At 61.6% G+C, this 17,726-nt stretch carries 17 protein-coding genes and 2 rRNA genes (1 of these 19 cut by a window edge); 16 read left to right on the top strand and 3 right to left on the bottom strand.

The features are described from left to right. From LOY22_RS22765 to LOY22_RS22745, 5 genes are all read left to right on the top strand, one after another. Positions 1 to 1,871: ribosomal RNA gene (locus LOY22_RS22765) — 23S ribosomal RNA — on the top strand; it begins 1,019 nt to the left of the window's first position. 135 nt (positions 1,872 to 2,006) lie between these two features. After that, a 5S ribosomal RNA gene (rrf, locus tag LOY22_RS22760) occupies positions 2,007 to 2,122 on the top strand. A 184-nt stretch (positions 2,123 to 2,306) separates the two neighbouring features. Next, positions 2,307 to 2,966 (top strand): paraquat-inducible protein A, encoded by a 660-nt coding sequence (locus LOY22_RS22755; protein WP_045200780.1) that lies wholly within the window; start codon positions 2,307 to 2,309, stop codon positions 2,964 to 2,966. After that, positions 2,953 to 3,576: a paraquat-inducible protein A gene (locus LOY22_RS22750; protein WP_258594938.1), complete on the top strand. Its 624-nt coding sequence runs from the start codon at positions 2,953 to 2,955 to the stop codon at positions 3,574 to 3,576. Before LOY22_RS22755 ends, LOY22_RS22750 begins: the two co-directional genes overlap by 14 nt. After that, the gene (locus tag LOY22_RS22745) at positions 3,569 to 5,869 is read left to right on the top strand and encodes a PqiB family protein (protein WP_093379382.1); all 2,301 of its coding nucleotides are present in this window, start codon (positions 3,569 to 3,571) and stop codon (positions 5,867 to 5,869) included. The genes LOY22_RS22750 and LOY22_RS22745 overlap by 8 nt, the downstream gene beginning before the upstream one ends. Before the next feature lie 140 nt (positions 5,870 to 6,009). Here LOY22_RS22745 and rpsT read toward each other — a convergent pair whose 3' ends face one another. Then, positions 6,010 to 6,288: a 30S ribosomal protein S20 gene (gene rpsT / locus LOY22_RS22740; protein ID WP_010220592.1), complete on the bottom strand. Its 279-nt coding sequence runs from the start codon at positions 6,286 to 6,288 to the stop codon at positions 6,010 to 6,012. 251 nt (positions 6,289 to 6,539) lie between these two features. On the opposite strand from rpsT, the gene murJ reads away from it, so the two are divergent. From murJ to ispH, 6 genes are all read left to right on the top strand, one after another. Continuing rightward, a complete protein-coding gene (murJ, locus tag LOY22_RS22735) occupies positions 6,540 to 8,078 on the top strand; it encodes a murein biosynthesis integral membrane protein MurJ (protein ID WP_045200785.1) in 1,539 nt (512 codons plus the stop codon). A 118-nt stretch (positions 8,079 to 8,196) separates the two neighbouring features. Further along, a complete protein-coding gene (gene ribF / locus LOY22_RS22730; protein WP_045200788.1) occupies positions 8,197 to 9,147 on the top strand; it encodes a bifunctional riboflavin kinase/FAD synthetase in 951 nt (316 codons plus the stop codon). After that, positions 9,144 to 11,975 (top strand): isoleucine--tRNA ligase, encoded by a 2,832-nt coding sequence (gene ileS / locus LOY22_RS22725; RefSeq protein ID WP_258594936.1) that lies wholly within the window; start codon positions 9,144 to 9,146, stop codon positions 11,973 to 11,975. The genes ribF and ileS overlap by 4 nt, the downstream gene beginning before the upstream one ends. Next, positions 11,968 to 12,483, top strand: coding sequence for a signal peptidase II (gene lspA / locus LOY22_RS22720; RefSeq protein ID WP_045200792.1), 516 nt, complete (start codon positions 11,968 to 11,970; stop codon positions 12,481 to 12,483). The genes ileS and lspA overlap by 8 nt, the downstream gene beginning before the upstream one ends. Further along, entirely contained in the window at positions 12,476 to 12,913 is a 438-nt protein-coding gene (fkpB, locus tag LOY22_RS22715) for an FKBP-type peptidyl-prolyl cis-trans isomerase (protein ID WP_045200794.1), read from the top strand. The genes lspA and fkpB overlap by 8 nt, the downstream gene beginning before the upstream one ends. A 14-nt stretch (positions 12,914 to 12,927) precedes the next feature. Next, entirely contained in the window at positions 12,928 to 13,875 is a 948-nt protein-coding gene (gene ispH, locus LOY22_RS22710) for a 4-hydroxy-3-methylbut-2-enyl diphosphate reductase (protein ID WP_093379392.1), read from the top strand. Here the strand turns inward: ispH and LOY22_RS22705 are convergent. Further along, positions 13,864 to 14,343 carry a GspH/FimT family protein gene (locus LOY22_RS22705; protein ID WP_258594932.1) on the bottom strand — a complete coding sequence of 160 codons (480 nt, stop codon included), beginning with the start codon at positions 14,341 to 14,343 and terminating at the stop codon, positions 13,864 to 13,866. The two genes, ispH and LOY22_RS22705, sit on opposite strands and share 12 nt — an antisense overlap. 139 nt (positions 14,344 to 14,482) lie before the next feature. Here LOY22_RS22705 and LOY22_RS22700 point away from each other — a divergent pair, with 139 nt between their 5' ends. From LOY22_RS22700 to thiO, 5 genes are read left to right on the top strand one after another with little or no spacing between them, the layout of a single operon-like run. Next, complete coding sequence (locus tag LOY22_RS22700; RefSeq protein WP_045200800.1) at positions 14,483 to 14,686, top strand: prepilin-type N-terminal cleavage/methylation domain-containing protein; 204 nt, start codon at positions 14,483 to 14,485, stop codon at positions 14,684 to 14,686. Next, entirely contained in the window at positions 14,683 to 15,342 is a 660-nt protein-coding gene (locus LOY22_RS22695) for a PilW family protein (RefSeq protein ID WP_258594930.1), read from the top strand. Before LOY22_RS22700 ends, LOY22_RS22695 begins: the two co-directional genes overlap by 4 nt. Further along, positions 15,335 to 15,844 carry a pilus assembly protein PilX gene (locus LOY22_RS22690; protein ID WP_213603231.1) on the top strand — a complete coding sequence of 170 codons (510 nt, stop codon included), beginning with the start codon at positions 15,335 to 15,337 and terminating at the stop codon, positions 15,842 to 15,844. Before LOY22_RS22695 ends, LOY22_RS22690 begins: the two co-directional genes overlap by 8 nt. Before the next feature lie 20 nt (positions 15,845 to 15,864). After that, positions 15,865 to 16,263 carry a type IV pilin protein gene (locus tag LOY22_RS22685; RefSeq protein ID WP_093387269.1) on the top strand — a complete coding sequence of 133 codons (399 nt, stop codon included), beginning with the start codon at positions 15,865 to 15,867 and terminating at the stop codon, positions 16,261 to 16,263. A 27-nt stretch (positions 16,264 to 16,290) separates the two neighbouring features. After that, positions 16,291 to 17,394, top strand: coding sequence for a glycine oxidase ThiO (gene thiO, locus LOY22_RS22680; RefSeq protein WP_093379411.1), 1,104 nt, complete (start codon positions 16,291 to 16,293; stop codon positions 17,392 to 17,394). A 74-nt stretch (positions 17,395 to 17,468) separates the two neighbouring features. Here the strand turns inward: thiO and LOY22_RS22675 are convergent, their stop codons facing one another. Continuing rightward, positions 17,469 to 17,699: a PP0621 family protein gene (locus tag LOY22_RS22675; RefSeq protein WP_038998721.1), complete on the bottom strand. Its 231-nt coding sequence runs from the start codon at positions 17,697 to 17,699 to the stop codon at positions 17,469 to 17,471. Positions 17,700 to 17,726 lie beyond the last annotated feature (27 nt).

Genomic DNA, 17,726 nt, shown 5'->3' with positions numbered 1-17,726 from the left:
CGATGTGGGAAGGCTTAGACAGCTAGGAGGTTGGCTTAGAAGCAGCCACCCTTTAAAGAAAGCGTAATAGCTCACTAGTCGAGTCGGCCTGCGCGGAAGATGTAACGGGGCTCAAACCATACACCGAAGCTACGGGTATCACTTAGGTGATGCGGTAGAGGAGCGTTCTGTAAGCCTGTGAAGGTGAGTTGAGAAGCTTGCTGGAGGTATCAGAAGTGCGAATGCTGACATGAGTAACGACAATGGGAGTGAAAAACTCCCACGCCGAAAGACCAAGGTTTCCTGCGCAACGTTAATCGACGCAGGGTTAGTCGGTCCCTAAGGCGAGGCTGAAAAGCGTAGTCGATGGAAAACAGGTTAATATTCCTGTACTTCTGGTTATTGCGATGGAGGGACGGAGAAGGCTAGGCCAGCTTGGCGTTGGTTGTCCAAGTTTAAGGTGGTAGGCTGAGATCTTAGGTAAATCCGGGATCTTAAGGCCGAGAGCTGATGACGAGTTGCCATTAGGCGACGAAGTGGTTGATGCCATGCTTCCAAGAAAAGCTTCTAAGCTTCAGATAACCAGGAACCGTACCCCAAACCGACACAGGTGGTTGGGTAGAGAATACCAAGGCGCTTGAGAGAACTCGGGTGAAGGAACTAGGCAAAATGGCACCGTAACTTCGGGAGAAGGTGCGCCGGTGAGGGTGAAGGACTTGCTCCGTAAGCCCATGCCGGTCGAAGATACCAGGCCGCTGCGACTGTTTATTAAAAACACAGCACTCTGCAAACACGAAAGTGGACGTATAGGGTGTGACGCCTGCCCGGTGCCGGAAGGTTAATTGATGGGGTTAGCTAACGCGAAGCTCTTGATCGAAGCCCCGGTAAACGGCGGCCGTAACTATAACGGTCCTAAGGTAGCGAAATTCCTTGTCGGGTAAGTTCCGACCTGCACGAATGGCGTAACGATGGCGGCGCTGTCTCCACCCGAGACTCAGTGAAATTGAAATCGCTGTGAAGATGCAGTGTATCCGCGGCTAGACGGAAAGACCCCGTGAACCTTTACTATAGCTTTGCACTGGACTTTGAATTTGCTTGTGTAGGATAGGTGGGAGGCTTTGAAGCGTGGACGCCAGTTCGCGTGGAGCCATCCTTGAAATACCACCCTGGCAACTTTGAGGTTCTAACTCAGGTCCGTTATCCGGATCGAGGACAGTGTATGGTGGGTAGTTTGACTGGGGCGGTCTCCTCCTAAAGAGTAACGGAGGAGTACGAAGGTGCGCTCAGACCGGTCGGAAATCGGTCGTAGAGTATAAAGGCAAAAGCGCGCTTGACTGCGAGACAGACACGTCGAGCAGGTACGAAAGTAGGTCTTAGTGATCCGGTGGTTCTGTATGGAAGGGCCATCGCTCAACGGATAAAAGGTACTCCGGGGATAACAGGCTGATACCGCCCAAGAGTTCATATCGACGGCGGTGTTTGGCACCTCGATGTCGGCTCATCACATCCTGGGGCTGAAGCCGGTCCCAAGGGTATGGCTGTTCGCCATTTAAAGTGGTACGCGAGCTGGGTTTAGAACGTCGTGAGACAGTTCGGTCCCTATCTGCCGTGGACGTTTGAGATTTGAGAGGGGCTGCTCCTAGTACGAGAGGACCGGAGTGGACGAACCTCTGGTGTTCCGGTTGTCACGCCAGTGGCATTGCCGGGTAGCTATGTTCGGAAGAGATAACCGCTGAAAGCATCTAAGCGGGAAACTTGCCTCAAGATGAGATCTCACTGGAGCCTTGAGCTCCCTGAAGGGCCGTCGAAGACTACGACGTTGATAGGTTGGGTGTGTAAGCGCTGTGAGGCGTTGAGCTAACCAATACTAATTGCCCGTGAGGCTTGACCATATAACACCCAAGCAATTTGAGCGAAAGCCAGATTGCGGTGTTGTGAAGACTGCACAGCCGAAGATTTGTAACTCACAAACATCACATACCCGATTCGCTGGAGTGTCTGAACAAGACCTTCTGGCAACAGAATTTCTTGACGACCATAGAGCATTGGAACCACCTGATCCCATCCCGAACTCAGCAGTGAAACGATGCATCGCCGATGGTAGTGTGGGGTTTCCCCATGTGAGAGTAGGTCATCGTCAAGATTAAATTCCGAAACCCCTATCTGCGCATGCAGGTAGGGGTTTTGTCTTTCTGGATCTGTGCGAACGGCGGTGCGACGCCTCGACTTGCCCCGCGATGCGATGTGGTTGACAGAAGGGTATCGCGGGGCAAGCCCGCTCCTACATCGGTTAGAATAGCGCCCTCGCGTTGACTCAGAAGTTCACTATGTCAGAACCTGCCGACCCCCATCAGCTCGCCGACCTGCCCCTGGAAGACCTGGTGGCCTGTCACGAATGCGACCTGCTGATGCGCAAGCCTGTGCTCAAGCAAGACGAAAAGGCCCACTGCCCGCGCTGTGGCTACGAGCTCTACGCCCATCGACACAATGTGGTCCAGCGCAGCCTGGCCCTGGTGCTGGCCGCCTTGCTGCTATACGTACCGGCCAACTTCCTGCCGATCATGCAACTGCACCTGCTGGGGCAAACCTCCAACGATACGGTCTGGAGCGGCGTGGTCGGGCTGTACAACACCGGTATGCGCGGCGTAGCGGTGGTGGTGTTTCTCTGCAGCATGGCGATTCCCTTGCTCAAACTGTTGTGCCAGCTGGCAGTGCTATTGAGCATTCGCCTGAACGTTGGTCGCAGTTACGGTTTATTGCTTTATCGGATTTATCACCATCTACGCGATTGGGGCATGCTCGAGGTCTATTTCATGGGCGTGCTGGTGGCGATGGTCAAGCTGGTCGACCTGGCTGAGCTCAGCCTCGGCCTGGGCCTGGCCTGCTTTATCAGTTTGTTGTTGGTGCAGGTGTGGCTGGAGGTGGTGATGTCGCCCCACCAGATATGGAGTGCTTTATCGGGGGAAGACCTGCATGCGTGCGATTGATGCCGGGATTCTGGTTTGTGGCGAATGCCATGAACTGAATCGCCAGGAGCCGGACAGTGACGCGCAAACCTGCACCCGCTGTGGTGCAGTGGTGCACGCCCGGCGGCCAAACAGCCTGGTGCGAACCTGGGCGTTGCTGATTACTTCGGGAATCTTGTACATCCCGGCCAACGTGTTGCCGATCATGACCGTCAGTGCTCTGGGGCAGGGTAGCCCGGACACAATAATGTCCGGCGTCATCACCCTGATGAAGCACGGCATGCTGCCGATCGCCGCGGTAGTGTTCATCGCCAGTATTCTGGTGCCGACTTTCAAGCTGGTCGGCATTGCCCTGCTGCTCTATTCGGTGCAGCGCCACCAACCGTTGTCGGCCCGGCAACGGATCCTGATGTACCGCTTCATCGAATTCATCGGACGCTGGTCGATGCTGGATATTTTCGTGATCGCCATTCTGGTGGCGGTGGTGAATTTCGGCAGGATCGCCAGTGTCGAAGCCAATCTGGGCGCCGTCGCCTTCGCCAGTGTGGTGATTCTGACGATGCTCGCTGCAGTAACCTTCGATCCCCGACTGATTTGGGATAACACGGAGTCGGATGACGACCATGAGTGATTTGCCTACGGCTAAAACCCGCCCAGCTTCGAACTGGTCGGCCATATGGATATTGCCCCTGATCGCCCTGGTGATTGGTGGCTGGCTTGGCTGGCAGGCCTATCGCGAGTCAGGTGTGAACATCCAGGTCCGCTTTGAGAGCGGTGAAGGTATCGTCGCCAACAAGACCGAAGTGGTCTTCAAGGGCATGTCGGTCGGTAAGGTGAAAGAGCTGGTGCTGGATGCCAAGGGCAGCAATACCGGGGTCATCGCCACCATCGAAATGAACAAGGAGGCCGAGCCGCACCTGAACACCGGTACGCGCTTCTGGCTGGTCAAACCGAGCGTTAGCCTGGCCGGGATCACCGGCCTGGAAACCTTGGTATCGGGCAACTACATTGCCGTCAGCCCGGGGCAGGGCGAGCCGACCAAGCGCTTCAAGGCACTGGATGAAGCGCCGCCGTTGTCCGACAGCGAGCCGGGCCTGCACCTGACCCTCAAGGCCGACCGCCTGGGTTCGCTCAACCGCGACAGCCCGGTGTTCTACAAGCAGATCCAGGTTGGCCGGGTGAAGAGCTATCGCCTCGCCGAAGACCAGGGCACGGTCGAGATCAAGGTGTTCATCGAGCCGGCCTACGCCGACCTGGTGCGCAAACATACGCGCTTCTGGAATGCCAGCGGCATCAGCATCGACGCCAACCTCTCCGGGGTGAAGGTACGCAGCGAGTCGCTGGCCAGCATCGTCGCCGGCGGTATTGCCTTCGCCACCCCCGAGCACCGCAAGGACAGCCCGCCCACTGATCCGAACCTGCCGTTTCGCTTGTACGAAGACTTTGATGCGGCCCAGGCCGGGATTCGCGTCAAGGTCAAGCTGAGCGACTTCGAGGGCCTGCAGGCCGGGCGTACCCCGGTGATGTACAAAGGCATCCAGGTCGGCTCGCTGAAGACCCTCAAGGTTGATCCCGACCTGGCCAGTGCCATGGCCGAGCTGACCCTCGATCCGCTGGCCGAAGACTACCTGGTCGACGGTACGCAGTTCTGGGTGGTCAAGCCATCGATCTCCCTCGCCGGTATTACCGGCCTGGAAGCGCTGGTCAAGGGTAACTACATTGCCATCCGCCCGGGCGACAAGGGCGCGACGCCGCAGCGCGAGTTCGAGGCGCGAGCCAAGGCACCGCCGCTGGACCTCAAGGCGCCCGGCCTGCACCTGGTGCTGTACAGCGACAACCTTGGCTCGCTGGAAGTCGGCAGCCCGATCCTCTACCGCCAGGTCAAGGTCGGTACAGTGCAGAGCTACCAGTTCTCGAAGAAGAGCAAGCGCCTGCTGATCGGTGTGCACATCGAGAAAGAGTACGCCGGCCTGGTCAACGGTTCGACGCGCTTCTGGAATGCTAGCGGCATTACCCTGAGTGGCGGCCTGTCGGGCATCCAGATCAAGAGTGAATCGCTGCAGAGCCTGATGGCTGGCGGTATCGCCTTCGACACACCGATCCCGAATGTGAAGCTCAAGCGCCGCATTCCGTTCTTCCGCCTCAATGAAAGCCAGGAAGCGGCCAACCGCAGCGGTACCACGGTGACCATCCGCGTCGATCGCGCAGACGGCCTCAAGGTTGGCACGCCGGTTCGCTTCAAGGGCCTGGATGTCGGCAAAATCGAACAGGTCGACCTGACCAATGATTTGCAGGCGGTGCTGCTCAAGGCGCGGATTACCGAAGTGCCGGAGCGCATTGCCCGCGAAGGTACGCAGTTCTGGGTGGTCAAGCCGGCCCTGGGCATCGTCAAGACCGCCAACCTGGAAACCCTGGTCACCGGCCAGTACCTGGAAGTGCAGCCGGCAGTCAGAAGCACCGGGCCGCAGCTCAACTTCAATGCCTTGCCTCAGGCGCCGGATTTCTCTGAGCGCGAAGCTGGCCTGTCGCTGGTGCTCAGTGCTGCGCGGCGGGGTTCGATCAAGCCGGGCGTACCGGTTACCTACCGCGAGATTCCGGTCGGCAAGGTCACCGGCTTCGAATTGGGCCAGACCGCCGACCGGGTACTGATCCATATCCTGATCGAGCCCAGGTATGCAGCGCTGGTGCGTGGCGGTAGCCGTTTCTGGAACAGCAGCGGCTTCGGCTTCGATATCGGCCTGTTCAAGGGCGCGACGGTGCGTACCGAGTCGCTGGAGACCCTGATAGAGGGCGGCATCGCCTTCGCCACGCCAGACGGCGAGAAGATGGGCAATCCGGCGCGGCCGCAGCAGACCTTCGCCCTGTTCGACAAGGCCGAGGATGAATGGCTGCAGTGGGCACCGAAGATTCAGATTGGTAAGTAGTCGCTAGCCATCGCGGGTCAAGCCCGCTCCTACACAAACCTGTAGGAGCGGGCTTGACCCGCGATGCTTTTCTGCCCGCAACCCAAATCACAGGCAATAAAAAACCGACCCTAGGGTCGGTTTTTCAACAAGCATGTCGCTTAGGCAGCTGCAGCTTCTTTCAGCGCCTTGATGTGGCCATTCAGACGGCCTTTATGGCGAGCAGCCTTGTTCTTGTGGATGATACCTTTATCGGCCATACGGTCGATAACTGGAACAGCCAGAGTGTAAGCAGCTTGCGCTTTTTCGGCGTCTTTTGCGTCGATGGCTTTAACTACATTCTTGATGTAGGTACGAACCATGGAACGCAGGCTGGCGTTGTGGCTGCGACGCTTCTCAGCCTGTTTTGCACGTTTTTTGGCGGAAGGTGAGTTGGCCACCGTCGAGCTCCTCGAAAGACTTGGTAAATAGCAAACAAAATAGGCCGCGAATCATGCCGATGAGTTGATCGGTTGTCAAGGGCACTTGCATGGTTCCGCTGAGTGGTCGTTCTGTACAAGGGAGTGATTCCCTTCTGCGGTACGACCTGTAAACTCGGGAGCTTTTGCTCTGCTTGCGTTGCGGCGCGGAGTATCGCACAACTGGGCGCGTTGCGGCACAGCCCTTTATCCTCAGGCGTGAAAAACTTTCGATGAATCTTCTTAAATCCCTGGCCGCGGTCAGCTCCATCACCATGATCTCGCGGGTGCTGGGCTTTGTCCGCGACACCATCCTGGCGCGGGTATTCGGTGCCGGCGTGGCCACAGACGCCTTCTTCATTGCCTTCAAGCTGCCCAACCTGCTGCGGCGCATCTTTGCCGAAGGCGCGTTTTCCCAGGCGTTCGTGCCGATTCTGGCCGAATACAAGACCCAGCAAGGCGAGGAGGCGACCCGCACCTTCATCGCCTATGTCAGTGGCCTGCTGACCCTGGTGCTGGCCCTGGTCACCGCCCTGGGTATCCTCGCCGCGCCCTGGGTGGTGTGGGTCACCGCCCCAGGCTTTGTCGACAGCACTGAAAAATACCAGCTGACCACCGACCTGCTGCGGGTGACCTTTCCTTATATATTGCTGATCTCGCTGTCATCACTGGCCGGCGCCATCCTCAATACCTGGAACCGCTTTTCGGTGCCGGCCTTCGTGCCGACCCTGCTCAACGTGGCGATGATCGGCTTTACCCTGTTCCTCACGCCATATTTCGACCCGCCGATCATGGCCCTGGCCTGGGGCGTGCTGGCTGGCGGCCTGGCGCAGCTTCTGTACCAGCTGCCGCACCTGAAGAAGATCGGCATGCTCGTGCTGCCGCGCCTGAACCTGCGCGACAGCGGTGTATGGCGAGTGCTCAAGCAGATGCTGCCGGCGATCCTCGGGGTTTCGGTAAGCCAGATCTCGCTGATCATCAACACCATCTTCGCCTCGTTCCTGGTCGCAGGTTCGGTGTCGTGGATGTACTACGCCGACCGCCTGATGGAGCTGCCTTCCGGAGTGCTGGGTGTAGCCCTGGGTACCATCCTGCTGCCCACCCTGGCCAAGACCTACGCCAACCGCGACCGGCACGAATACTCGCGGATCCTCGACTGGGGCCTGCGCCTGTGCTTTTTGCTGGTGCTGCCCTGCACCCTGGCCATGGCGATCCTGGCCGAGCCGCTGACCGTGGCGTTGTTCCAATACGGTAAATTCAGCGCCTTCGATGCGGCCATGACCCAGCGTGCGCTGATTGCCTATTCCCTCGGGCTGCTGGCGATTATCCTGGTCAAGGTCCTGGCCCCTGGCTTCTACGCCCAGCAGAACATTCGTACTCCAGTGAAGATCGCCATCTTCACCCTGGTCTGCACCCAGCTGTTCAACCTGGCCTTCATCAGCCACCTGCAGCACGCCGGCCTGGCCCTGGCCATCAGCCTCGGCGCCTGCCTGAACGCCGGCCTGCTGTACTGGAAGCTACGCCAGCAGCAGTTGTTCCAGCCACAACCGGGCTGGGCCAAGTTCCTCGCCAAGTTGGTGGTGGCAGTGCTGCTGATGTCGGCGGTGTTGCTGGTGGGCATGCACTACATGCCGGCCTGGGCCGAAGGGCAGATGCTTGAGCGCTTTCTGCGCCTTGGCGCGCTGATCCTGGCCGGAGTCGTGACCTATTTCGGCTGTCTGCTGCTGTTCGGATTCCGCCCGCGTGACTTCGCCCGCAAGGCGTTGCATTAAGGCGTAACGGCGGTCAGACGTCGGTTTTACACATTCCACGCCACGGGGTGACGCTGCTGCCTGTCGTCAGCGCCCGGGTGTGGTTATAATCGACCACTTTATGAGCAAGAAGCGCGTTATGCAGCTGGTTCGAGGCCTCCACAACCTGCGCCCCCAGCACCGGGGCTGTGTCGCCACTATTGGCAACTTCGACGGTGTTCACCGCGGCCACCAGGCAATCCTGGCGCGCCTGCGTGAGCGAGCGGACGAGTTGGGCGTGCCCAGCTGCGTGGTGATTTTCGAGCCACAGCCGCGTGAATACTTTGCCCCCGACACTGCGCCCGCACGCCTGGCGCGCCTGCGCGACAAGGTCGCCCTGCTGGCCGCCGCCGGTGTCGACCGGGTGCTGTGCCTGGCGTTCAACCAGCGCCTGAGCAAGCTCAGCGCCGCCGAGTTCGTCGACACCATCCTGGTCGATGGCCTGGGCGTGAAGCACCTGGAAGTGGGCGACGATTTCCGCTTTGGCTGCGACCGGGTTGGCGACTTCGACTTCCTCGAGCAGGCCGGTATCCTTCAGGGCTTTACCGTCGAAGCGGCGCAAACCGTCGAACTCGATGGCCTGCGGGTCAGCAGCACGCAAGTGCGCGATGCCCTGGCCAATGCCGATTTCGCCCTGGCCGAGCGTTTGCTGGGGCGGCCGTTCCGCATCCGCGGGCGCGTGCTGCACGGGCAGAAGCTGGCACGCCAGCTGGGTACCCCGACAGCCAACATCCAGCTCAAGCGCCATCGGGTACCGCTTACCGGGGTTTACCTGGTCAGCGTCGAGGTCGATGGCAAGAACTGGCCGGGCGTCGCCAACATCGGCGTACGGCCAACTGTTTCAGGTGATGGCAAAGCCCACCTGGAAGTACATCTTCTGGATTTTGCCGGCGATCTCTATGGCCGGCGTCTGACGGTGGAATTCCACCACAAGCTGCGTGAAGAGCAGCGATTCGCCTCCCTGGAGGCGCTGAAGTCGGCGATCGATGCGGATATCGCCGCCGCACGTGCCCATTGGCACGGTCAACCGCTAACGAAGAGCCTGAAATGACCGACTATAAAGCCACGCTAAACCTTCCGGACACCGCCTTCCCGATGAAGGCCGGCCTGCCACAGCGCGAACCGCAGATCCTGCAGCGCTGGGACAGCATTGGCCTGTACCAGAAGCTGCGCGAAATTGGCAAGGATCGTCCGAAGTTCGTGCTGCACGACGGCCCGCCCTACGCCAACGGCAAGATCCACATCGGTCATGCGCTGAACAAGATTCTCAAGGACATGATTGTCCGCTCCAAGACCCTGTCCGGTTTCGACGCCCCGTACGTCCCGGGCTGGGACTGCCATGGCCTGCCGATCGAGCACAAGGTCGAAGTGACCCACGGCAAGCACCTGAGCGCCGACCAGACCCGCGAGCTGTGCCGCGCCTATGCCGCCGAGCAGATCGAAGGGCAGAAGACCGAGTTCATCCGCCTGGGTGTGCTGGGCGACTGGGAAAACCCGTACAAGACCATGAACTTCGCCAACGAAGCCGGTGAAATCCGCGCGCTGGCCGAAATGGTCAAGCACGGCTTCGTGTTCAAGGGCCTGAAACCGGTCAACTGGTGTTTCGATTGCGGTTCGGCCCTGGCCGAAGCCGAGGTCGAGTACGCCGATAAAAAATCGCAGACCATCGACGTCGCCTTCCCGGTGGTCGATGAGGCCAAGCTGGCCGCCGCGTTCGGCCTGGCTTCGCTGGCCAAGCCTGCTTCGATTGTGATCTGGACCACCACGCCGTGGACCATCCCGGCCAACCAGGCGCTGAACGTCCACCCGGAGTTCAAGTACGCCCTGGTCGATACCGGCGACAAGCTGCTGGTGCTGGCCGAAGAGCTGGTCGAGTCGTGCCTGAAGCGTTATGCGCTGGAAGGTTCGGTGATCGCCACCGCGCCAGGCTCGGCGCTTGAGCTGATCAACTTCCGTCACCCGTTCTACGATCGCCTGTCGCCGGTATACCTGGCCGACTACGTCGAGCTGGGCGCCGGTACCGGTGTGGTGCACTCCGCGCCAGCCTACGGTGAAGACGACTTCGTCACCTGCAAACGCTACGGCATGGTCAACGACGACATCCTCACCCCGGTGCAGAGCAACGGCGTGTACGTGCCGTCGCTGGAATTCTTCGGCGGCCAGTTCATCTGGAAAGCCAACCCGGCCATCGTCGAAAAACTCTCGGAAGTCGGTGCGCTGATGCACACCGAAACCATCAGCCACAGCTACATGCACTGCTGGCGCCACAAGACCCCGCTGATCTATCGCGCCACCGCGCAATGGTTCGTCGGCATGGACAAGCAGCCCGACAACGGCGACACCCTGCGCAAGCGTGCGGTCAAGGCCATCGAAGAGACCAAGTTCGTCCCGGCCTGGGGCCAGGCGCGCCTGCACTCGATGATCGCCAACCGTCCGGACTGGTGCATCTCGCGTCAGCGCAACTGGGGCGTACCGATCCCGTTCTTCCTCGACAAGCAGTCCGGCGAGCTGCACCCGCGCACCGTCGAGCTGATGGAAGAAGTGGCCAAGCGTGTCGAGAAAGAAGGCATCGAAGCCTGGTTCAAGCTCGACGCCGCCGAACTGCTCGGTGACGAGGCCGGCCAGTACGACAAGATCGCCGACACCCTCGACGTCTGGTTCGACTCCGGTACCACCCACTGGCACGTGCTGCGTGGCTCGCACAGCATCGGCCACGAAACCGGCCCGCGCGCCGACCTGTACCTGGAAGGTTCCGACCAGCACCGCGGCTGGTTCCATTCCTCGCTGCTGACCGGTTGTGCCATCGACAACCACGCACCGTACCGCGAGCTGCTGACGCACGGCTTCACCGTCGACGAGAACGGTCGCAAGATGTCCAAGTCGCTGGGTAACACCATCGAGCCGCAGAAGGTCAACGACACCCTGGGTGCCGACATCCTGCGCCTGTGGGTTTCGGCCACCGACTACTCCGGCGAGATGGCGGTTTCCGAGCAAATCCTGCAGCGCAGCGCCGACGCCTACCGGCGTATCCGCAACACCGCGCGCTTCCTGCTCTCCAACCTGTCCGGCTTCGACCCGGCCCGCGACCTGCTGCCGGCCGAAGACATGCTGGCGCTGGACCGCTGGGCGGTCGACCGTACCCTGCTGCTGCAGCGCGAGCTGGAAGAGCACTACGGCGAATACCGCTTCTGGAACGTCTATTCGAAGATCCACAACTTCTGCGTGCAGGAGCTGGGCGGCTTCTACCTGGACATCATCAAGGACCGTCAGTACACCACTGGCGCCAACAGTGTTGCCCGTCGTTCCTGCCAGACCGCGCTGTACCACATCAGCGAAGCGCTGGTGCGCTGGATCGCGCCGATCCTGGCGTTTACCGCCGACGAGCTGTGGCAGTACCTGCCGGGCGAGCGCAACGAGTCGGTGATGCTCAACACCTGGTATGAAGGCCTGAGCGAGCTGCCGGAAGGCTTCGAGCTGGGGCGCGCCTACTGGGAACGCATCATGGCCGCCAAAACCGCGGTCAACAAGGAACTGGAAAACCAGCGTGCGGCCAAGGCCATCGGTGGCAACCTGCAAGCCGAAGTCACCCTGTTCGCCGACGACGCCCTGAGCGCCGACCTGAACAAGCTGGGCGACGAGCTGCGCTTCGTGCTGATCACCTCGGCGGCCAGCGTTGCGCTATTCGCCCAGGCGCCAGCCGATGCGGTCGAGACCGAAGTCCCGGGCCTGAAGCTGAAAGTGGTCAAGTCCGGCCACGCCAAGTGCGGTCGTTGCTGGCACTTCCGCGCGGACGTCGGCGCGAACCCGGAGCACCCGGAAATCTGCGCCCGTTGCGCCGACAACATCGGCGGCAAAGGCGAGGTGCGCCACTATGCCTAACCCTGGTGTGGGGCGCTTCGGGCGCCTCAGCTGGCTGTGGCTGAGCGTGCTGGTCCTGGTCCTCGACCAGGCCAGCAAGTTCTACTTCGAGGGCGCGCTGAGCCTGTACCAGCAGATCGTGGTCATTCCCGACTACTTCAGCTGGACCCTGGCCTACAACACCGGTGCCGCCTTCAGCTTCCTGGCTGACAGCTCCGGCTGGCAGCGCTGGCTGTTCGCCCTGATCGCCATAGTGGTCAGTGCCGTGCTGGTGGTCTGGCTCAAGCGCCTGGGGCGCAACGAGACCTGGCTGGCCGTCGCCCTGGCACTGGTGCTGGGTGGTGCGCTGGGCAACCTGTACGACCGCATCGTGCTCGGCCACGTAGTCGACTTCATCCTCGTGCACTGGCAGAACCGCTGGTACTTCCCGGCCTTCAACCTGGCCGACAGCGCCATTACCGTGGGTGCGGTGATGCTGGCGCTGGATATGTTCAAGAGCAAAAAGTCCGGAGAACCCGTCCATGACTGAGACCCGTATCGGCCAGAACACCGAAGTGACCCTGCACTTCGCACTGCACCTGGAAAACGGCGACACCGTCGACAGCACCTTCGACAAGGCGCCGGCGGTGTTCAAGGTCGGCGACGGCAACCTGCTGCCGGGCTTCGAAGCGGCGCTGTTCGGCTTCAAGAGCGGCGACAAGCGCACCGTGACCGTCAACCCGGAAAACGCCTTCGGCCAGCCAAACCCACAGAACGTGCAGGTCATGCCGCGTTCGCAGTTCCAGGACATGGAGTTGTCCGAGGGCCTGCTGGTGATCTTCAACGACGCCGCCAACGCCGAATTGCCCGGTGTGGTGAAAGCCTTCGATGATGCCCAGGTGACCATCGACTTCAACCATCCACTGGCCGGCAAGACCCTGAACTTCGAGGTGGAAATCCTCGCGGTCAAGGCCCTGTGAGCCTGGAGCCTGCCATGCAAATCAAACTCGCCAACCCCCGTGGCTTCTGTGCCGGTGTGGACCGGGCGATCGAGATCGTCAATCGTGCCCTCGAAGTGTTTGGCCCGCCGATCTACGTGCGTCACGAAGTGGTGCACAACAAGTTCGTGGTCGAAGACCTGCGCGCGCGCGGGGCGATTTTTGTCGAAGAACTCGACCAGGTGCCGGACGACGTCATCGTCATCTTCAGCGCCCACGGTGTTTCCCAGGCCGTGCGCCAGGAAGCGGCGGGGCGCGGCCTGAAGGTATTCGACGCGACCTGCCCACTGGTCACCAAGGTGCATATCGAGGTGGCGCGCTACAGCCGTGACGGCCGCGAGTGCATCCTGATTGGCCACGAAGGCCACCCGGAAGTCGAAGGCACCATGGGCCAGTACGACACCAGCAACGGTGGCGCCATCTACCTGGTCGAAGACGAGGACGATGTTGCCAGCCTGCAGGTCAACGACCCGGACAAACTGGCCTTCGTCACCCAGACCACGCTGTCGATGGACGACACCAGCCGGGTGATCGATGCCCTGCGCGCGCGCTTCCCGAATATCGGCGGGCCGCGCAAGGACGACATCTGCTACGCCACCCAGAACCGTCAGGACGCGGTCAAGCAACTGGCCAATGAATGTGATGTGGTCCTGGTGGTCGGCAGCCCGAACAGCTCCAACTCCAACCGCCTGCGTGAACTGGCCGAGCGCATGTCGACCCCGGCCTACCTGATCGACGGCGCCGAAGACCTGCAAAAAAGCTGGTTCGATGGCGTTGAGCGCATTGGTATCACCGCCGGTGCTTCGGCCCCCGAGGTGCTGGTGCGTGGCGTGATCGAACAACTGCGTGCCTGGGGTGCCACGGGCGCCGAAGAGCTTGATGGCCGCGAAGAGAACATCACCTTCTCGATGCCCAAAGAGTTGCGCGTACGTTCACTGATCTGACCCGCCGGCCGCGCACAGCGGCTGCTCGCCAGGCTCTTCGCGCAGGCTGACCCGGCCTGTGTGTGCCAGTACCACCCGGTACTGGCTGAAGGGCTCGGGGCGCTGGCAAATGAACAGCGTCCCGGCCTGAAACGCTCCCCCCGCGTGCAACGGCACCCCCAGCCCACTGAAGCGCACCTGCCGGGCCACCGGTTGATTACCCACGACGTTCACCCGCTCAAGCCGCTGTTCGTACAGCAGCAGTGGGCCATCCTGTTCCACGACCATGCGCCAGCCATTACTCCAGTTGTCTTCCAGCGCCTGCAGGCGAACCACCTGGTTGCGCAGCAAGGCCTCGCTACGCGCCGTACGCAAAGCCTGAGCCAGGTCCTTGGCGGCAGTTTGCTGTTGTAGCCCGCTGCTCATGGTGTTGTAGGCCGGCAGGCTGATGTGCGTGAGCATCCCCACCAGCGCTAGCGCGAACATCATTTGTATCAGTGTTACGCCCTGTTGCTTCACCGTGCATTCCTCCCTGGAAGTGCTTCTATAGAGTCAGGCCGGCGCACCGCAGCGTCCAGTCGGGCGGGTTGGCAAAGTGCTGGGGAAAAGTCGCAGGAGGGATGGCGCCATGGATGGCGGACGGCAACAAGGAATGAGCTTGCTCGAAGTGCTGCTGGCCATGCTGGTGCTGGGGCTGGGTGTGTTTGCTGCAGCGGCTGCGCAAGTGCGGGCGCTGCAGGCCACCGACAGTGCCTTGCACAGTACTCAGGCGGCGTATCTGCAGCATGGCGCGCTCGAACAAGCGCGCATCAACGCAGGGCCAGGCCGATGAACCGGCAAGCCGGTGTCGGCCTGGTCGAAGTGTTGCTGGCCCTCAGCCTCGGCTTGGTGCTGCTGCTCGGTGTCAGCCGCTTGTTTCTGGCGGCCACTTCGAACTGGCAGGCTCAGGGCATCGCCGCACAACTGCAGGAAGACGCGCGCCTGGCGTTGCAGCGCATGGCCCAGGATATTCGCATGAGCGGCATGTTCGGCTGCTTGCGTGCGGATGCAATCAGCCATGTGAACCCGTCCTCGGCACAGGCGTTTGCCCAACCGCTGGAGGTAATCCACGCAGCGGACGGCCAATTGCAGCAATTGAGCCTGATCAGCGCCGAAGTCGCTGGCGCCGGTGGGCGGCCGAACTGGACGCTGGTCACCGATTGCATAAGCCAGGCGCGGGTCTATCTCGATGTCCAGGCGGCGCCGGCCGAGCACTTCGCGATACCGATACGACGCCAGACCTATCGCGTTGATGGCACCAGCCTGATGCTCGGCAGCGGCGCCAGTTATGCGCCGCTGATCGACAACCTCGGTGAGCTGCGCGTCGACATTATCAGCCGGAGTGCCACCCGCATCGCCGGACTGCGCTTGAGCCTGACCTTGCTTGACCCGCTGGCGCGGGTAAGGCCGCAGCAGTATCAACTGACAGTGGCCCTGCGCAATGGCTAGGCCCGGCAGCCAGCGTGGGGTGGTCCTGCTGGTCAGCCTGGTGCTGCTGGGGCTGTTGGCTTTGCTCGGCGTCTCGGCGATGGTCAGTGCCACCTTGCAGGGGCGCATGGCCGGCAACCTGCAAGCAGCCTTGCACGGCCTCGAGCAGGCGGAGCAGGCCTTGCTGCTGGGAGAGTCGACCGTCGTCGGCGTGCTGCCATGCTCGTACTGTTTACCGCCGCCGGAAGCTGCACGGGTGCGGGCGCCTGGCGTCTACCGCGGCGAAGGGCCGACCTCCGGCCTGAGCTGGCAAGGCGGCGCCAGCGGCTTCCACCTGGTACAGAACCTTGGCCAGAGTACCCACGCCGCGCACTGGCCTGCCAACCTGTCCGTTACCTTGTACCGGATCACCGCCGTCAGCCACGCCGGGGTAGGGCGCAGCGTGCTCGAAAGCGTTTATGCACAGGCTGTAGAAGAGGGCGCCCAGCCACCCAGGCGCATTCTCTGGCGCCAGCTTCACTAGGAGTTCGACTTATGTCCACCCTGCAGAAAGGTTTGAGCCTGATTGAACTGTTGCTTGTCGTCGCCGTGGTCGGCATTCTGGCGGGCATTGCCTATCCCAGCTACAGCGAACAGGTCCGCAAGGCCGCACGCACGGAAATCGCCGGGTTGCTGTTCGAAAGCGCGCAACTGCTCGAACGTCACTATGCCCGCAGCGGCCAGTACGCCGACAGCGAAGCCCTGGTCACCCCATTGGCGCCCGGGACCGAGCACTACCGGCTGCAGGCCGTTCGTCTTTCGACGTCATTCACCCTTACCGCCCGGCGCATTGGCGGTGGTTTGATGAACAGTGACCGCTGCGCCGATTTCGAACTCGACCAGGCCGGTGTGCGCCGCAATCCCGGCGCCGTTGATGGCGGCCGCGGCTGTTGGGGTGGCTGAGGTTTACTTCAGACGTTGGATCAATACATGACCAAGCAAGTAGTGATTGTCGGTGGCGGGGTAATCGGCCTGCTGACAGCGTTCAACCTGGCGGCCGAGGTCGAGCAGGTGGTGCTGTGTGACCGTGGCGCGCTCGGCCAGGAGTCTTCCTGGGCTGGCGGCGGCATCGTCTCGCCGCTGTACCCGTGGCGCTATAGCCCGGCGGTAACGGCCCTGGCGCATTGGTCGCAGGATTTTTATCCACAGCTGGGCGAGCGCCTGTTCGCCAGCACCGGGGTTGACCCTGAAGTGCACACCACCGGCCTGTACTGGCTGGACCTCGACGACGAAGCCGAAGCCCTGGCCTGGGCCAAGCGCGAAGGACGGCCGCTAAGTGCTGTGGATATCTCGGCGGCCTATGACGCGGTGCCGGTGCTGGGTGGCGGTTTCCGCCGCGCCATCTACATGGCCGGGGTTGCCAACGTGCGTAACCCACGCCTGGTCAAATCACTCAAGGCCGCCTTGCTGGCGCTGCCGAACGTGAGCATTCGCGAGCAGTGCGAAATCACCGGCTTCAGCCGTGAGGGCGAGCGCATCACCGGGGTCGAGACTGCAACCGGGCCGATTCCGGCCGATCGCGTGGTGCTGACGGCTGGCGCCTGGAGCGGCGACTTGCTGCGGCCATTGGGCCTGGAGCTGCCGGTGGAGCCGGTGAAAGGGCAGATGATCCTGTACAAGTGCGCCGAAGACTTTTTGCCGAGCATGGTGCTGGCCAAGGGGCGTTATGCGATCCCGCGGCGCGACGGGCATATTCTGGTGGGCAGTACCCTGGAGCATGCCGGTTACGACAAGACCCCAACCGACGAAGCGTTGGAAAGCCTCAAGGCATCGGCGGTGGAGCTGCTGCCGGCGCTGGCCGACGCCACCCCGGTGGCCCATTGGGCGGGGCTGCGGCCGGGTTCGCCTGAGGGCATTCCGTACATCGGCGAGGTTCCGGGCTATGCCGGGCTGTGGCTGAACTGCGGGCATTACCGCAATGGCCTGGTGCTGGCGCCGGCGTCCTGCCAGTTGTTTGCGGATTTGTTGCTGGGGCGTGAGCCAATCATTGATCCGGCGCCATATGCACCGGCTGGGCGGGTGGCTGCTCTTTAGGGCTCATCGCGGGGCAAGCCCGCTCCTACAATCTGGTAGGGGCGGGCTTGCCCCGCGATGCAGGCGCCGCGCAATCAGCGCTGCGCCCCAGGCCCCTGCTCCAGATGCGCCTGACTGCAATACCACTGCGCCCCGCGATGCAGCGCCCGGTCACTGGGCAAATGCACGCCGCAATGGGCGCAGCGGACCATCTTCAGCGGGTCTTCGAGGCTGTTGTTTTGCCCAGCAGCATTGCTGGCCTTGAACTTGCGCCACAGCCAGAAGGCAGCAGCAATCAGGGCAATCCAGAAAAGTAGGCGAACCATGGTGTCCAGCTTTGTCAGTGAAGAGCC

This window comes from Pseudomonas sp. B21-035 (assembly GCF_024748945.1).
GTDB lineage: Bacteria > Pseudomonadota > Gammaproteobacteria > Pseudomonadales > Pseudomonadaceae > Aquipseudomonas.
Note: the sequence above shows the minus strand (reverse complement) of the source record. Positions and strands in the feature narration are given on the sequence as shown.

Coding starts and splice junctions, on each gene's coding strand:
- LOY22_RS22755 (WP_045200780.1), top strand. CDS start 2,307: ATGTCAGAACCTGCCGACCCCCATCAGCTCGCCGACCTGCCCCTGGAA.
- LOY22_RS22750 (WP_258594938.1), top strand. CDS start 2,953: ATGCGTGCGATTGATGCCGGGATTCTGGTTTGTGGCGAATGCCATGAA.
- LOY22_RS22745 (WP_093379382.1), top strand. CDS start 3,569: ATGAGTGATTTGCCTACGGCTAAAACCCGCCCAGCTTCGAACTGGTCG.
- murJ (WP_045200785.1), top strand. CDS start 6,540: ATGAATCTTCTTAAATCCCTGGCCGCGGTCAGCTCCATCACCATGATC.
- ribF (WP_045200788.1), top strand. CDS start 8,197: ATGCAGCTGGTTCGAGGCCTCCACAACCTGCGCCCCCAGCACCGGGGC.
- ileS (WP_258594936.1), top strand. CDS start 9,144: ATGACCGACTATAAAGCCACGCTAAACCTTCCGGACACCGCCTTCCCG.
- lspA (WP_045200792.1), top strand. CDS start 11,968: ATGCCTAACCCTGGTGTGGGGCGCTTCGGGCGCCTCAGCTGGCTGTGG.
- fkpB (WP_045200794.1), top strand. CDS start 12,476: ATGACTGAGACCCGTATCGGCCAGAACACCGAAGTGACCCTGCACTTC.
- ispH (WP_093379392.1), top strand. CDS start 12,928: ATGCAAATCAAACTCGCCAACCCCCGTGGCTTCTGTGCCGGTGTGGAC.
- LOY22_RS22705 (WP_258594932.1), bottom strand. CDS start 14,343: ATGATGTTCGCGCTAGCGCTGGTGGGGATGCTCACGCACATCAGCCTG.
- LOY22_RS22700 (WP_045200800.1), top strand. CDS start 14,483: ATGGATGGCGGACGGCAACAAGGAATGAGCTTGCTCGAAGTGCTGCTG.
- LOY22_RS22695 (WP_258594930.1), top strand. CDS start 14,683: ATGAACCGGCAAGCCGGTGTCGGCCTGGTCGAAGTGTTGCTGGCCCTC.
- LOY22_RS22690 (WP_213603231.1), top strand. CDS start 15,335: ATGGCTAGGCCCGGCAGCCAGCGTGGGGTGGTCCTGCTGGTCAGCCTG.
- thiO (WP_093379411.1), top strand. CDS start 16,291: ATGACCAAGCAAGTAGTGATTGTCGGTGGCGGGGTAATCGGCCTGCTG.
- LOY22_RS22675 (WP_038998721.1), bottom strand. CDS start 17,699: ATGGTTCGCCTACTTTTCTGGATTGCCCTGATTGCTGCTGCCTTCTGG.